The organism is Tsukamurella sputi, assembly GCF_007858445.1.
GTDB classification, from domain to species: domain Bacteria; phylum Actinomycetota; class Actinomycetes; order Mycobacteriales; family Mycobacteriaceae; genus Tsukamurella; species Tsukamurella sputi.
In genome coordinates, this window is record NZ_VIGV01000004.1 from 606,198 (window position 1) to 620,853 (window position 14,656).

The window sequence follows — 14,656 nt, forward strand, 5'->3', positions numbered from 1 at the left end:
CTGAGGGGGCGACCTACGAGGGGGTGAAGGGCATGCGTTTCGTACACACGGCGGACTGGCAGCTGGGCATGACGCGGCACTTCCTCGACGCGGACGCGCAGGCGCGGTTCACCGACGCCCGGCTCGATGCGATCTCGCGGCTCGGCGCCGTCGCGGCGGAGCAGGAGGCGGAGTTCGTGGTCGTCTGCGGCGACGTCTTCGAGGACAACCGTCTCGCCCCCGCGGTGGTCGCCCGCAGCCTCGACCGGATCGCCGCGATCGGCTGCCCCGTGTACCTGCTCCCCGGCAATCACGACCCGCTCGATGCGGCGTCGATCTACACCTCCGAGGTCTTCGCCCGGCACCGGCCGGCCAATGTGATCGTGCTGGATGCGCCCGGCGTCCACGAGGTGCGCCCGGGTGTCGAACTGCTGGCGGCCCCGTGGTTCTCGAAGCACCCCACCGGGGATCCCCTCACCGAGGCCGCCGCCGCGGCCGCCCCGCCCGCCGCGGGCGTGATCCGCATCGCGGTCGGGCACGGAGGCACCCTGCCGGTCGGTGCGCAGGATCAGCGGCTCATCGACGTGACGGCGCTGTCGGAGCGGATCACCGCGGGCGCACTGCGATACGTCGCGCTCGGGGACCGGCACTCGGTCACCGAAGTGGCGCAGGGAATCTGGTACTCCGGTGCCCCCGAGGTCACGAACTTCGACCACAAGGAGACGGGCTCCGGCTCGGTCCTCGTCGTCGACGTCCCCGAGGAGGGACCGTCGACGGTGACCGCGGTGCGGGTCGGTACGTGGCGCTTCGCGTCGCGGGAGTTCCCGCTGTCCTCCGAGCGCGACGTGGCTGCGGCCGTCGGCGCGCTGTCCGCGCTCCCCGACAAGGACCGCACCGTGGTCAAGGTGGGGTTCACGGGCACCGTCGGGCTGGCGGCGAAGGCCGAGCTGGATCGTGAGATCGAGGCCCTGCGGGCGCGGTTCGCGGCCGTCGAGCTCTGGGAACGCAAGACGGACTTGGCGGTGCTGCCGGGCGAGGCCGAGCTGGAATCGCTGGAACTCACCGGCCCGGCCGCCGACGCCGCGCAGGAACTGTTGGGCGTCGCCCGCAGCGGTGGTGAGCGGTCCGCCGATGCGTCCGGTGCGCTCGCTCTGCTGTACCGGCTCACCCGCCAGGAGGTGGGTGCATGAGGCTGCATCGCCTGGCGGTGAAGGATTTCCGCGGCGTCGAGGAGCGGGAGCTGGCCTTCGCCGACACCGGCGTCACGCTGCTGCACGGCCCGAACGAGGCCGGCAAGTCGTCGATGGTGGAGGCGCTGCAGCTCCTGCTGGACGTGAAGGCCACGTCGAAATCGCAGCGCGTGGAGGCCGTCTGCCCCGCGCACCGCGATGCGGGGCCGTACGTCGAGGCGGAGCTGACCGTGGGCCCGTACCGGTTCGTCTACGCCAAGCAGTACCACCGCCGCCCCGGCACGGTGCTCACGGTGCTCGAGCCCGCGCCCCAGCAGCTCACGGGTGGCAGCGCGGAGTCGTGGGTCGCGGAGCAGATGCGCACCTATGTCGACGGTGACCTGCTGTCCGCGCTCACCGTCCTGCAGGGGCCCGGCCCGGGTCAACCCTCGCTGCGCGACAGCGCGGCCTTCGCGAAGGCGCTCGATGCGGCGTCGGGTGGCGCAGGGGAGGACGAGCCGGGCGCGGAACGCCTCGCCGAGGCCGTCGCCGCTGAGCGGGCCCGGTACTTCACGCCCACGGGGCGACCCACGGGTGAGTTGGCCGCGGCCCGCGCTCGGGAGGCCGCTGCCCGCGCCGCGCTGGAGGCGGCCGAGGCCGCGCTGCGTGAGGTGGATCAGGTGGCGGAGCAGCACGCGCTCGCCTCCGCGCGCCTGGCGGCCCTCGTCGATCGGCGGTCCGCCGCCGTGGCGGCTTTCGAGGCGCTCGGCGCTGACCAGGAACGCGTCTCCGCGCTGCAGGCGCGGCTCGCGCAGTCGCGCGCGGCGCTCGAATCCGCGACGCTGCGTGAGCAGCACGCGGGCGAGGCGGCGAACCGGCGCCGTCGCCTCGTCGAACAGCAGGCTCTCGCGGTGGAGCGCACCGCACAGGTCCGCGTGCTGCGGGACCGGGCGCTGGCGGATCGCGAGGTGCTGGCCGCCGAGGCGTCGTGGCTGGAGACCACCGTGCACGAGCTGTCCGCGGTCTCCGCGGACCGGCGGGAGCGGAAGTCGCAGGCGCAGTATGCCGTCGACTACGCCCGGGAGTCGGTCGGGTACCAGCGGCTGGTGAAGCGGATCGAGCAGGCGCAACTGCTCGGCAAGGACGTGGAGGACGCGCGGAACCGGCTGGCCGGGAACCCCATCGATCGCCGGGCCCTGCAGACGATCGCTGTCGCGGAGCAACGGTACGAAAAGGCGCAGGCCCGGTTCTCCGCTCTGGCCGCCACGCTCAAGCTGGAACGTCTCGGCTTCTCGGACGTGCTCGTGGACGGCAGCAACATCGGCGAGGAGCCGGTCGAGGTGGTCGCGGGCAACGGCATGGTGATCGAGGTGCCGGGCGCCGTCCGGATCGAGGTCATGCAGCGCGGGGAGAGCGCCGATGCGGCGGCCGAGGTGAAGGCCTCGCACACGGCGCTGCTCGCCGCGTGCCGCGATGCGGGCGCAGCGGATGTGGCGGAGGCCCGCGAACTGCACGAGCAGCGCGAGGCCGTCGAGATCGAGCTGCAGGAGGCGCGGATCGCGCTCGCTCACGCGCTCGGCGAGCACACTCTTGCCGAGTTGCGCGCGTCGGCGGACGAATCGGCCGAGCGGATCGTCGCGCTCGAGGCGGCGGTGGACGCCGAGTTGCTGGCGGTGGACCCCGAGCGGGCGAAGGCGAACCTCATGGAGGCCACGCAGGCCGAGGTGGCCTCCCGCGCGGAGGAGAAGCAGACCCGCGAGCAGCTCGGGCAGAAGCACCAGGAACTTCATCGCGCGAGCACCGATGCCCAAGTCGCCGCGGATCGGCTGCAACACTTCGACAACCGCGCCACGGAGCTCTCGGCGGAGCTCGAGCGAGCCCGTGCCGAAGCCTCCGACGACGCTCTCGCCATCGCCGCAGACGAGGCCGCGGCAGCACGGGAGGCCGCCGCCGTCGAACTGGCGGAACACGAGCGGGCCGCCCGCGAGGCCGACGTCGCGGGCTTCGCGGCACGGTACGCCGCCGCGCGCAGGACGGCGGAGCGGGCACGCGCGGCGGAGGCCGCGGCCCGCGAGGACTTGGCCGGCCTGGCGGGGCAGCTGCAGCTGTTCCAGGCGGACGGGCGCCGGGACCGGCTCGATGCCGCGGAAGCCGAGCACGTCCATGCGGAGCGCGCTCTCACGTCCGTGGAGGAGCGTGCCCGCGCGGCGGCGCTGCTGCACGAGACGCTCACCGCGCACCGGGACGCTCGCCGCGCCCGGGTGCAGGCGCCCTACCAGCGGGCGCTGGAGGAGCTGGGACGCACCGTCTTCGGAGATCCGCTCACCATCACCGTCGGCGACGATCTGACGATCGCCTCTCGCACCGTCGACGGGGTGACGGTGCCCTTCGAGTCGCTGTCCGGTGGCGCGCAGGAGCAGCTGGGCGTCCTCAGCCGGCTCGCGTGCGCCCGCCTGGTCGACGGTGCCGACGGCGCCCCCGTCATCTTCGACGACGCCCTCGGCCACAGTGACCCCGCGCGCCTCGGCGCGATGGCCGATGCCCTCGTTGAGGCCGGCCGCAGCGCGCAGGTGATCGTCTTCAGCTGCGTCCCGGGCCGTTTCGACGCCCTCCGCGGCCGCGACGGCGTGACCGAGGTCGCGCTCGGTTAGACCTGCTCGCGCAGCTTGAACTTGAGCACCTTGCCCGCGGGGTTGCGGGGCAGTGCGTCCACGACGTGCAGGGCCAGCGGCAGCTTGTACGGCGCCAGTGAGCCCTTCGCGAACTCGCGGACCTCCTCCAGCGTGAGCGAGGCCTCGGGCTTGAGCGCGACGATCGCCGTCACGGCCTCGCCCCACTTCTCGTGCGGCGTACCGATGATCGCGACCTCCGCGATCGACGGGTGCCGGTACAGGACCGACTCGACCTCGGCGGGGTAGACGTTCTCGCCGCCGGAGATCACCATGTCCTTCACGCGATCCACGACCGTGACGTAGCCGTCGACGTCCTGCTCGCCCACGTCGCCGGTGTGGAACCACCCGTCGGCGTCGATCGCGGCACCGGTGGCGTCCGGGTTCTGCCAGTAACCGGGCGTCACCTGGGGGCCGCGCACGCAGACCTCGCCGCGCTCCCCGGCGGGGACGGGCGCACCGTCGGGCCCGAGGAGCGCGACCTCGGAGAGCGGCAGGATGTGGTGGCCTGCGGCGCCGATCTTGCGGGCGGTGTCGTAGACGTCCATGACGAGGGCGAGCGGCGCGGTCTCGGTGAGCCCGTAGCCCTGGCAGAACGGGATGCTCCGGCCGTTGTAGAGCGCGATGAGCGGCTCGGGGACGGGCGCGCCGCCGCAGATGAACTGGCGGACGGAGCTGAGGTCGGTCGTCTCGAAGCTCGGCACCTGGCTCATGAACAGGAACATCGCGGGAACGCCGAACATACTGGTGACGCGGTGCTTCTCGATGAGGGCGAGCGCCGCGGTGGGGTCGAAGGCGGGCAGGATCACCAGCTGCCCGCCCTTCTGCAACGTGATGAGGGTGGTCACGTTGAGGCCGCCGATGTGGAAGAGCGGCGCCGCCACGAGGCTGATGTCCGTGGACACGGTGTCGAGGCTGAGCAGCGCGTTCATGTTGTTCCAGAACATGTTCCCGTGCGTGAGCATCGCGCCCTTGGGACGGCCCGTGGTGCCCGAGGTGTACATGATCAGCGCGAGGTCGTCCTCCGCCGGCGACTGCGGCTCCGCGATCGGGGCACGGCCGGCGAGGAGCCCGTCCAGATGCTCCCAGCCGTTCACCGGCTCGAGGGAGATGGCCCGGGTGAGTCCCGACGCGGCGCGCACCGGCTCGACCACGGCAGCGCGATCGGCGTCGGCGACGAGGGTGTGCACCCCGGCGTCGGTGAGGATGTACTCGAGCTCCGCCGAGGTCAGGCGGAAGTTCAGCGGCACGAAGACCGCGCCCGCGCGGGAGGCGGCGAACATCGTGGTGAGGAAGTCGGGGTGGTTGAAGCCCACGTAACCCACCCGGTCGCCCGTGCCGACGCCGCCGGCCGCCAGCTCCGCCGCGAGGCGGTCGACCCGGTCGGCGAACTCCCGGTAGCTCCACGTCGTCTCGCCGTAGGTGATGGCGGGGCGGTCGCCGCTGACGGCGGCGCGGCGGGCTATCCAGGATCCGAGGTCGACGGCGGGGCGTGCGGGCATGGTGACTCCTTGCGGGCGCGGTGCGAGCGATTGCGTGCATCCTCGCCGTCGCGGGGCCGCGTCCGGAGGTGATTCGCCGGATTCTCAGGTCCGACGGTGCCTGCCCGCCGTAGTGGGCGCGGACGTCGCGCCCCCGGCGCTCTCAGGACCGGTCGGTGCCGGTGTTCTCGCTGCGTGCCTTGAGGGCGGCGAGCCCCTTCTCGAAATCCTTGCCCACGAACTTGTCCATCGGCAGGATCCGGCCGATCAGGGAGAACAGGCCACTGGTCTCGCCGGTCATCGTCCAGGTGACCGTCACGGAGTCGCCCGCGGGCACGATGTCGAAACGCACGTGGTGGTGCGACGACATCGGCTTGAGGAATTCGAGGTCCACGTCGACGGAGCGGTCCGGCTCGACCGCGGAGATCGTCATCCGGCCTGCGCCCGCCTTGCGGTTGCCGCGCCAGGCGTAGCCGGCGCCCGGCCCGCTGGACGGGCCGGAGTACTCGCGGTGCAGCTGCGGGTCGAGGCCCTCCCAGGGCGACCAGTGCCGCCATTCGTGGAAGTCGGCGATGAGCCCGAAGACGGTGTCTGCGGGCGCCGCGATCTCGGTGGACCGGGTGACGGTGAAGGCGGTCATGCGGGCAAGAGTACGGCGCTATCGCAGGCGCAGCGCGGCGAGCAGTGCCGGACTGAGCGACGATCGCGAGCGTGTCGTCCGGCTCACTGCGCCGCCCGTGCCCGGTTCGCCTCATTACACTCGCGTGCATGACTGCTGCACCCGACACGACATCCGGCCTCCCCGCGTCGGGCCTCACCGCCGCGCAGGTCGCGGAGCGGGTGCGGGACGGCCGGGTGAACGCGCTGCCCAACCGGTCGGGCCGGAGCACGTGGGACATCATCCGCGCCAACGTCTTCACCCGCATCAACGCGATGCTGGGCGTGCTCTTCCTGCTGGTGCTGTTCACGGGCTCGCTGATCAACGGCTTGTTCGGGCTGCTCATCGTGTTCAACTCCGGCATCGGCATCATCCAGGAGCTGCGCGCCAAGAAGACCCTGGACTCGCTGGCGATCGTCGGGCAGGCCCATCCCGTGGTGCGGCGCGACGGCGTCGCCACGGAGGTCTCGCAGTCCGACGTGGTTCTCGACGACGTGATCGAGATCGGTCCCGGCGACCAGATCGTGGTCGACGGCGAGACGATCGAGTTCGAGGCCCTCGAAGTCGACGAGTCGCTGCTCACCGGTGAGGCGGACCCCGTCGACAAGCAGCTGGGCGACGAGATCTTCTCCGGCAGCTTCGTCGTCTCCGGCTCGGGTGCCTACCGCGCCACCAAGGTCGGCGCCGACGCCTACGCCGCGCAGCTCGCCGATGAGGCCAGCAAGTTCACCCTCGTCGACTCCGAGCTCCGCTCCGGCATCGACAAGATCCTCAAAGTGATCACCTGGCTGCTGGTCCCCGCCGGCATCCTCACGGTGTTCAACCAGCTGGTGATCTCGAAGCAGGAGCTCAACCAGGCCATTCTCGGTATGGTCGCGGCGCTCGTACCGATGGTGCCCGAGGGGCTCGTGCTCATGACCTCCATCGCCTTCGCGGTCGGCGTCGTGCGGCTGGGACGGCGCAAGTGCCTCGTGCAGGAGCTGCCCGCCATCGAAGGCCTGGCCCGAGTGAACGTGGTGTGCGCGGACAAGACCGGCACGCTCACCGAGAACGGCATGCGCCTGTCGGAACTGGACGTGCTCGACGGTGACCGGGCCGAGATCGAGCGGGCGCTCGCGGCGGTCGCCTCCCTCGATCCGCGCCCCAACGCCAGCGTGCAGGCGATCGCGGAGGCGTATCCGGACGCCCCGTCGTGGCGCGCCACGGCCGTGGCGCCGTTCAGCTCCGCCAAGAAGTGGTCGGGGATCTCGCTCGCCGATGGCGATGCGCCGCGCGGGAACTGGATCCTCGGCGCTGCGGACGTCCTCCTCGATCCCGAGTCCGACGGTGCCCGCCGCGCCACCGAGCTCGGGTCGACGGGGCTGCGCGTGCTGCTGGTCGCGTCGACCGATGTGCCGGTGGACACCGAAGTCGATGGGCTCGAGGCGCCGGGGAACCTGGTGCCGCGCGCGCTGATCGCGCTGGAGCAGCGGGTGCGGGTCGACGCCCGCGACACCCTGGACTACTTCGAATCGCAGGGCGTGGACGTCAAGGTGATCTCCGGCGACAACGCCGTCTCCGTGGGAGCCGTGGCGCATTCGCTGGGGCTCGGCTCCGCGGATTCGTCGGTGGATGCGCGGAAGCTGCCGTCGGACAACGACGAGCTGGCCACGGTTGTCACCGACAACGTGACTTTCGGCCGGGTCCGACCCGATCAGAAGCGCGCCATGGTCAAGGCCCTGCAGTCCCGCGGCGACACCGTCGCGATGACCGGCGACGGCGTGAACGACGTGCTCGCCCTCAAGGACTCCGACATCGGCGTCGCGATGGGGTCGGGTAGCTCCGCCGCCCGGTCCGTCGCGCAGATCGTGCTGCTGGACAACAAGTTCGCCACCCTCCCGTACGTCGTGGGGGAGGGGCGCCGCGTGATCGGCAACATCGAGCGCGTCGCGAACCTGTTCCTCACCAAGACCGTCTACGCCGTGCTGCTGGCGTGGCTCGTGGGCCTGGCCGGCCTGGGCGCCAAGGTCTTCGGCTTCGCGCCGATCTCGTACCCGTTCCAGCCGATCCACGTGACCATCGCCGCGTGGTTCACCATCGGCGTTCCCGCGTTCGTGATGTCCCTGGCGCCCAACAACGAACGGGCGAAGACCGGATTCGTCGGGCGGGTGCTCCGACTGGCGGCACCGTCCGGCGTGGGGATCGGCCTCGCGACCTTCCTGTGCTACCTCGTGGTGAACCCGGGCGGTACCGGAGCGTCGTTGGGCGGCAAGGCGGCGACGCTCAGCACTGAGCAGATCCAGGCGTCGACGGCGGCGCTGATCACGCTGCTCGTGGGGTCGCTGTGGGTGCTCGGTATCGTCGCGCGGCCGTACACGTGGTGGAAGATCCTGCTCGTCGGGGGCTCCGTGGCGTTCTACGTCGTGCTGTTCTCGATCCCGCTGGCGCAGGAGAAGTTCTTCCTCGACATCAGCGATCCGGCGATGGTGGGCACCGGCTTCGGCTTCGGCGCACTCGCGATCGTGCTCGTGGAGGTACTGCGCCGCATCGCGCCGGCGTTGTTCGCGCGGTTCGAGCGCCGCACCGCCTGACGTGTGGGACGTCTACGACCTATCGGTGTTCGCCCTGCCGGCCGCCGTGGTCCTGTGGATCGCGTACGCCCTGGTGGCCGGGGCGGCGCCCGCACGGGATCGGTTGCGGGAGGGGATCGGTTGGGCGGCGAGCCTGGCCACGGTCCTGGCGATGCTGTCGATCGTGCCGTTCGTCGCGGGGCTGTTCCTGTTCTTGCCCGCCCTGTGGGTGGCGGACGCGGGTTCGCGGGGCTCGGAGGCGATCGCCTGGATCGAGGCGCTGCTGCTCACCGCTGCCGTCATTTGGCTGGCGCAGAGGATCTTCCGGCGGTTCCCCCGCACGAGGTTCCTGTCGCTCGTGGTGCTCCTGCTCGGGCTCGCGACCGTCTGGTTCGGCCGTTATCTCGCCACCGTCGACTGGTTGCCGACGCCGAGCTGAGGATCAATGGTGCGGCGGGGTCCCCACCGGTGGTTGTCGCTCCCGTCGCGGATCCCAGCGTGAGGGGGTAGGCCCCGCCACCGGTCCACGAGGTGGAAAAGGTCACCGGTGGTGCCGGCGTCGATCACGCCGACGCAACGGATCGACGCTTCCGAGGTGTGGGGAATGCATATTCGATTGTGTGGTTCATATCCGAACGAAGAAGTAGGGTGGAGGTAGTCGCAAAGAGGGGGTGGATCCGGTGAATACCTGCACTGCAGAGGAGTATCTGGCTTCCCTTGATGCATTCGAACAGGCCGCATCCCGCCTCGCAGCGGCAGATCCTGTGATGCTCTCCTCGCAGCAGGTACTCGAGAGCCTGCGCAGGCTGGAGACGGCGGCGCGCACGGTGCCCTACGGGCAGAACGTACTCACCGGGGTCGCGTTCGAACAGGGCTTGCCTGCGGAGCTGGGTTACACCGGGATCAAGGAACTTCTCGTGGATCAACTGCGGCTCTCGGGCGCGGAGGCGCGCGACCGGATGCACGGCGCGTACAACCGTGTGCCGCGGCACGCTCGCGGTGTCGCGCCGGAGCCGAAGTACGAGGTCATCGCCGCGGCGCAACGCGAGGGACGCATCTCCGAGCGGCATGCCACCGCGATGGGGAAGGTTCTCGACCGGTGCTACCGCCTCAACGGCCGTGATCTCGTCGATCTCGAGGAGATCCTCGTGACGGCGGCGGAAAGCGTTCCGCCGGAGGATATCGTGGTGATCGGCAAGCGTGCCGTCGCCCTCCTCGATCCCGACGGTGCCGAGCCCGACCAGGATCGTATCCGGCGCTCACGCGAGCTCACCGTGAGCGGTCAGGGTGATGACCTCATGTCCGACATCGGCGGCGCCCTCTCGCCCGAGTGCCGCGCCGTCCTCGACGCGGTGCTCGAGAAGTTCGCCCGTCCGGGCGTCGCGAATCCCGACGATGCCGCCACCCCTGTCGACCTCGGTGACGCGGACGCGATCCGCGAGGCCGCGGCGCGGGATACGCGTACGGCTGGGCAGCGCAACCACGATGCACTGGCGTACGCGCTGGGCGTGGCGATCGGCTCGGGTGAACTCGGCAGTCATCGCGGCCTGCCCTGTGTTCCGATCATCACGGTGGGGATCGACCAGCTGGAATCCGAGACCGGGATCGCGACCACCGCAACGGGTGGGCGGCTCCCCGTCGAGGACGCGCTGCGGATGATGGGCGCCAATCCCAAATACGTCCTGGTGCTCGACCTGGCGTCGCGACCGTTGTTCCTCGGACGGGAGAAGCGCCTCGCCTCCGCGGATCAGCGGATCGCGCTCTACGGGTCCGAGAAGGGCTGCACCGCACCCGGATGCGATGCGCCCGCGACCCGTTGCCAGGTACATCACATCACCGAGTGGGCGGACGGCGGCGCAACGGATATCACCGCGCTCACCCTCGCGTGCGATGCGCACCACGGGAGGGTCGTGCCCGACCTGGCGGAGAATCCACGCGGGTGGGAGACGATCACCATCCCGCAGGGCGAACCGTACGCGGGTCGTACCGGGTGGCGGCGCGGCGCCAACCCCGCGGGGGCGTACCGCGTCAACCACAGACGCCACGCCGACGAGCTCCATCGCGAGGCGCTTGCCCGCTGGCGGGCGCGGTGCGCGCAGTTCCGAGACATGTGGGTCGAACAGGACGTACGCCGTCAGTTCGCGGAGTCCTGTGCCGACCACGAACTGATCGAGAAGGTCCTCGACGGTCCCCACGGCCCACCGCTTCTCGAGGAGATGCTCGCTGATCACGACGCCCATACCGCCTGGTGCGCACCGTCGAACGACGAAGCCCGTGCGGCCTGAGATCAGAACCGGCGGCGCCAGGCGCCGCCGTCCGGGAGAGGTCGGCCGGGCTCGGCGGTCCAGAACACGGCAGCGAGGTCGTAGCCGTCGTGGACCAATGCTGCTCGGTCGGGCCAGCGGTCCGCGGTCCACTCGGGCTCGTTGTGCATGGAATCGATGCCCGCACGAACGCCGCCCTCCAGCTCGAAGTGCAGGTGTCGAGCCGCCTCCCGTGCGGGATCGGCGCCGACGGGCATCCGCTCACCGACCTCGATGAGGTCTGTGGCGGTGCGCCGAATCCGGTGGTCCGTCCAGGCGAACGTGCGACGGTGCGCTCCGGGCGCCAGCAGGTACATCACGAGCAGGGCCACGACCACGCCCACGAGCGTCTCGATCAGGCGGTCGCGCATGACGGGGCCGGCAGGGCCTCCGGTCACGCCCGCGCCGCTGGCCAGAAGCGCGACGGGAGTGATCACGATGACCGCTGCGGCGTAGTTCCGCACGATGAGAACCTCGATCACGAACTGCAGCAGGGCGATCACCGCGATGAGGGCGTAGCCGTGCGGCGCGAGGGCGTGCAGCCCGGCGAACACCACCAGGCCTATCGCGGTGCCGAGGAACCGGTGCAGAGCGCGCACCGTGCCGTGCACCCGGTCGACGCCGGTCTGCAACACGACCAGAGCGCTGATCGCGGCCCAGTGGGGACGGTCGAAGCCGAGCGCGATGCTCACCGCGCCCGCGGCGAGGCACGCCACCGCGACGCGGGTCGCGGTGATCGTCGCGTGCGAGGAGGGGCTCAGCGAACGGCGCAGCCGATAGCCGACGGTCGGGCGCAGCCGCGAGGTGGTGACGGCGCGGGTCGGGTCGACCTCGGTCTCGGCGTCGTCGTTCGATGCAGCGGCGAACCGGGTGTTGGCGTCGCGCAGCGCCACCAGCAGATCGGCGTCGGCGGGACGGCTCGCAGCGCGCGCGTCGTCCATCGTCGACCATGCAGCGACCAGCGCGGAGCCTGCGGAGTGGCGGCGTTCGGCGGACCGGGGAGCCTGGGAGCCGAGGAAGGCGTCCACCGCGCCGATCGCCCGCCCCGCCGCCTCCCGTTGCGGCGCGGACGGGTCGACGAGCGCCCCGGACAGCGAGACGAGCACCGAGCTGACGGCACCGAGCGCCGCCCCGATCACGAGCATCGCCGGATCGGCGCCTGATTCCACCGCGATCAGGGCGCCGGACCCCACGATCGCGAAGAACAGCGCACCCGGCGGGCCGAGTCGCAGCGCGTCGACGACGTAGACCGCGGTGACCGCGGGGATCACGGTCATCAGTACCGCGCAGATCTTGAGCGCGACGCCGCCAGGGGGCACCGCCCAGCCGATCGTGGCGCCGATGGCGACACAGACGAGCAGTGCCAGCCCCGCGGCCGCGACGACCTGGCCGCGGATCCGATACGCGCGGCCTTCTCCGTACAGCACCGCGAAGGCGCCGAAGGTGGCGAACAGCGCGGAGCTCGCGTGCCCCGCCGCGACGAGCGCAGCGCCGGGGATTCCCACCGCCGCCGCTGCCCGTAGGCCCGCCCGCCAGCGCCACACGGGCGCACCGTCGGCGAAGACGAGCGAGCGCACGCGCGCGACGGTGGGCGGGGGATCGGGGACTGGTTCGCTCACCTCCCCATTTCATCACTGCGTCGGCGTTCCGTCGGGGGCGGCGCCAGCTGGAGCCAGGTCAGTAGACGCTGGGCGGGCTGTTGTTCCCGGGTGGGATCGGCGTGCCGGTCGTCCGGTAGGTCTTGTCGTACTCCGCTTTCCATCGCGGCCAGTCCAGATAGGGGCGGCCGTCGAGACGTCGGCGGTACCGCCGGTACTGACCGCGGGCGGTCCGGAACGTGTTGCGGGACTGGCGGGCGGCGCGGCGCGCCTCGTAGCGCGCGTCCCACTCCTCACGCTCGGTCAGTGGGCGCGGTGGGTCGGTGAAGACGGCTCGGTTCAGCACAGCACTCCCGGAGTGGGCACCAGCAGATTCTATGACCAAACGAATATTCTGCATAGCGCATTCGCAGTAGGCTGGAATGCCTGAACCAGAAGAAAGTGCCCCCGGCAGGATTCGAACCTGCGGCCTTTCGCTCCGGAGGCGAACGCTCTATCCCCTGAGCTACGGGGGCGCAGGGCGTAGCAAGGTTAGCGCATAGGGCAGGCCCGGCGGAAACCGGGCGGTCAGGCGCACCCTAGGATGGTCTGGTGACTCCCGCTGACCTTTCGGAACTCCTGCACGCCACCGCGACCACCGTGCTCACCGAGCGTGGCCTCGACGTCTCCGTGCTGCCCGATCGCGTCATCGTCGAGCGGCCGCGCAACCCCGAGCACGGCGACTACGCGACCAACCTCGCGATGCAGGTGGCCAAGAAGGCCGGCGTGAACCCGCGTGACCTCGCCACCTGGCTGGCCGAGGCGCTCGGCACAGCGGAGGGCGTGGACGAGGCCACCGTCGCCGGCCCCGGCTTCCTCAACATTCGCCTCGCCGCGGACGCGCAGAACCAGCTCGTGACGAGCATCCTCGAGCAGGCCGGGGCGTTCGGCCACGGGACCGCGCTCGACGGTGCGCTCATCAACCTCGAGTTCGTCTCCGCCAACCCGACGGGGCCCGTCCACCTGGGCGGCGCGCGCTGGGCCGCGGTGGGCGACAGCCTGGGCCGCGTTCTCGAGGCGCAGGGCGCCGAGGTCACCCGCGAGTACTACTTCAACGACCACGGCGCGCAGATCGACCGCTTCGCGCGCTCGCTCGACGCCGCCGCCCGGAACGAGCCGACCCCTGAGGACGGCTACGCGGGCGACTACATCAACGACATCGCGGCCACCGTCGTCGCGGGCCGCCCCGGCATCCTGGAGCTCCCCGAGGCCGACCGGGTCGAGGCCTTCCGCGCCGACGGCGTCGAGCTCATGTTCGCGCACATCAAGCGCACCCTGCACGAGTTCGGCACGGACTTCGCCGTGTTCACGCACGAGGACGAGATGTTCACCTCGGGTCTCGTCGAGAGCAGCGTGCAGCAGCTCAAGGACAACGGCAACCTGTACGAGAAGGACGGCGCCTGGTGGCTCAAGGCCACCGACTACGGCGACGACAAGGACCGCGTCGTCATCAAGTCCGATGGCAACGCCGCCTACATCGCGGGCGACATCGCCTACATCAAGCACAAGTTCGACCGCGGCTTCAACCTCGCTATCTACATGCTGGGCGCCGATCACCACGGCTACATCGGCCGGCTCAAGGCGGCCGCGGCGGCGCTGGGCTACGACCCCGCACAGATCGAGGTGCTGATCGGCCAGCTGGTGAACCTGGTCAAGGACGGCAAGCCCGTCCGCATGAGCAAGCGGGCCGGCACCGTCATCACCCTGGACGACCTCGTCGAGGCCGTGGGCGTGGATGCGGCCCGGTACTCGCTGGTGCGCAGCTCCGTCGACACGTCGATCGACCTCGACCTGGACCTGCTCGCGCAGGCCAGCAACGAGAACCCCGTCTACTACGTGCAGTACGCGCACGCCCGCCTGTCGGCCATCGCGCGCAGCGCCGCCGAGCTCGGGATCGAGCCCTCGACGGAGCACCTCGGCCTGCTGGACAATCCCCGCGAGGGCGATCTCGTCCGCACGCTGGGCGAGTTCCCGGCGGTCGCGGCGGGCGCGGCGAATCTGCGTGAGCCGCATCGGATCGCGCGCTACCTGGAGGAGCTCGCGGGCGCCTACCACCGCTTCTACGGCGAGTGCCGCGTGCTGCCGCTGGGCGACGAGGACCCGACCGACCTGCACCGCGCTCGCGTCGCGCTGTGCGCCGCCACCCGCCAGGTGCTCGCCAACGGCCTGGCTCTCGTGGGCGTCTCCGCCCCGGACCGGATGTGAGGAAGC

General features: G+C 71.0%; 10 protein-coding genes and 1 tRNA gene. 6 read left to right on the forward strand and 5 right to left on the reverse strand.

Features of this window, described 5'->3' with window-relative positions:
• Positions 1-32: 32 nt before the first annotated feature.
• The gene (locus FK268_RS15925) at positions 33-1,169 is read left to right on the forward strand and encodes a metallophosphoesterase family protein (RefSeq protein ID WP_146435728.1); all 1,137 of its coding nucleotides are present in this window, start codon (positions 33-35) and stop codon (positions 1,167-1,169) included.
• Positions 1,166-3,799, forward strand: a complete 2,634-nt coding sequence (locus FK268_RS15930; RefSeq protein ID WP_146435730.1) for an AAA family ATPase — start codon at positions 1,166-1,168, stop codon at positions 3,797-3,799. The genes FK268_RS15925 and FK268_RS15930 overlap by 4 nt, the downstream gene beginning before the upstream one ends.
• Here the strand turns inward: FK268_RS15930 and FK268_RS15935 are convergent.
• Positions 3,796-5,319, reverse strand: coding sequence for an acyl-CoA synthetase (locus FK268_RS15935; RefSeq protein ID WP_146435732.1), 1,524 nt, complete (start codon positions 5,317-5,319; stop codon positions 3,796-3,798). The genes FK268_RS15930 and FK268_RS15935 overlap by 4 nt on opposite strands.
• 142 nt (positions 5,320-5,461) lie before the next feature.
• A complete protein-coding gene (locus FK268_RS15940; RefSeq protein ID WP_146435734.1) occupies positions 5,462-5,938 on the reverse strand; it encodes an SRPBCC family protein in 477 nt (158 codons plus the stop codon).
• Positions 5,939-6,066: 128 nt separating this feature from the next.
• Between FK268_RS15940 and FK268_RS15945 the strand changes: the two genes are divergently transcribed.
• The 3 genes from FK268_RS15945 (at position 6,067) to FK268_RS15955 (ending at position 10,790) form a co-directional block, all read left to right on the forward strand.
• Positions 6,067-8,526 (forward strand): HAD-IC family P-type ATPase, encoded by a 2,460-nt coding sequence (locus FK268_RS15945; protein WP_146435736.1) that lies wholly within the window; start codon positions 6,067-6,069, stop codon positions 8,524-8,526.
• Between the two features lie 25 nt (positions 8,527-8,551).
• Positions 8,552-8,944, forward strand: coding sequence for a hypothetical protein (locus FK268_RS15950; RefSeq protein ID WP_146435738.1), 393 nt, complete (start codon positions 8,552-8,554; stop codon positions 8,942-8,944).
• A 328-nt stretch (positions 8,945-9,272) separates the two neighbouring features.
• On the forward strand, positions 9,273-10,790 hold the full coding sequence (locus FK268_RS15955) for an HNH endonuclease signature motif containing protein (protein WP_146435740.1): 1,518 nt from the start codon (positions 9,273-9,275) through the stop codon (positions 10,788-10,790).
• Positions 10,791-10,792: 2 nt separating this feature from the next.
• Here the strand turns inward: FK268_RS15955 and FK268_RS15960 are convergent, their stop codons facing one another.
• The 3 genes from FK268_RS15960 to FK268_RS15970 form a co-directional block, all read right to left on the reverse strand.
• Positions 10,793-12,427, reverse strand: a complete 1,635-nt coding sequence (locus tag FK268_RS15960; protein ID WP_146435742.1) for an FUSC family protein — start codon at positions 12,425-12,427, stop codon at positions 10,793-10,795.
• Positions 12,428-12,485: 58 nt separating this feature from the next.
• Entirely contained in the window at positions 12,486-12,752 is a 267-nt protein-coding gene (locus FK268_RS15965; RefSeq protein WP_146435744.1) for a hypothetical protein, read from the reverse strand.
• 96 nt (positions 12,753-12,848) lie between these two features.
• Positions 12,849-12,921: transfer RNA gene (locus tag FK268_RS15970), tRNA-Arg, on the reverse strand.
• A 76-nt stretch (positions 12,922-12,997) separates the two neighbouring features.
• Here FK268_RS15970 and argS point away from each other — a divergent pair.
• Entirely contained in the window at positions 12,998-14,650 is a 1,653-nt protein-coding gene (gene argS, locus FK268_RS15975; protein ID WP_146435746.1) for an arginine--tRNA ligase, read from the forward strand.
• Positions 14,651-14,656 lie beyond the last annotated feature (6 nt).

Bases quoted from the DNA above. Each gene is read 5' to 3' on its own strand.
- FK268_RS15925 (WP_146435728.1), top strand. From the start codon at position 33: ATGCGTTTCGTACACACGGCGGACTGGCAGCTGGGCATGACGCGGCAC.
- FK268_RS15930 (WP_146435730.1), top strand. From the start codon at position 1,166: ATGAGGCTGCATCGCCTGGCGGTGAAGGATTTCCGCGGCGTCGAGGAG.
- FK268_RS15935 (WP_146435732.1), bottom strand. From the start codon at position 5,319: ATGCCCGCACGCCCCGCCGTCGACCTCGGATCCTGGATAGCCCGCCGC.
- FK268_RS15940 (WP_146435734.1), bottom strand. From the start codon at position 5,938: ATGACCGCCTTCACCGTCACCCGGTCCACCGAGATCGCGGCGCCCGCA.
- FK268_RS15945 (WP_146435736.1), top strand. From the start codon at position 6,067: ATGACTGCTGCACCCGACACGACATCCGGCCTCCCCGCGTCGGGCCTC.
- FK268_RS15955 (WP_146435740.1), top strand. From the start codon at position 9,273: ATGCTCTCCTCGCAGCAGGTACTCGAGAGCCTGCGCAGGCTGGAGACG.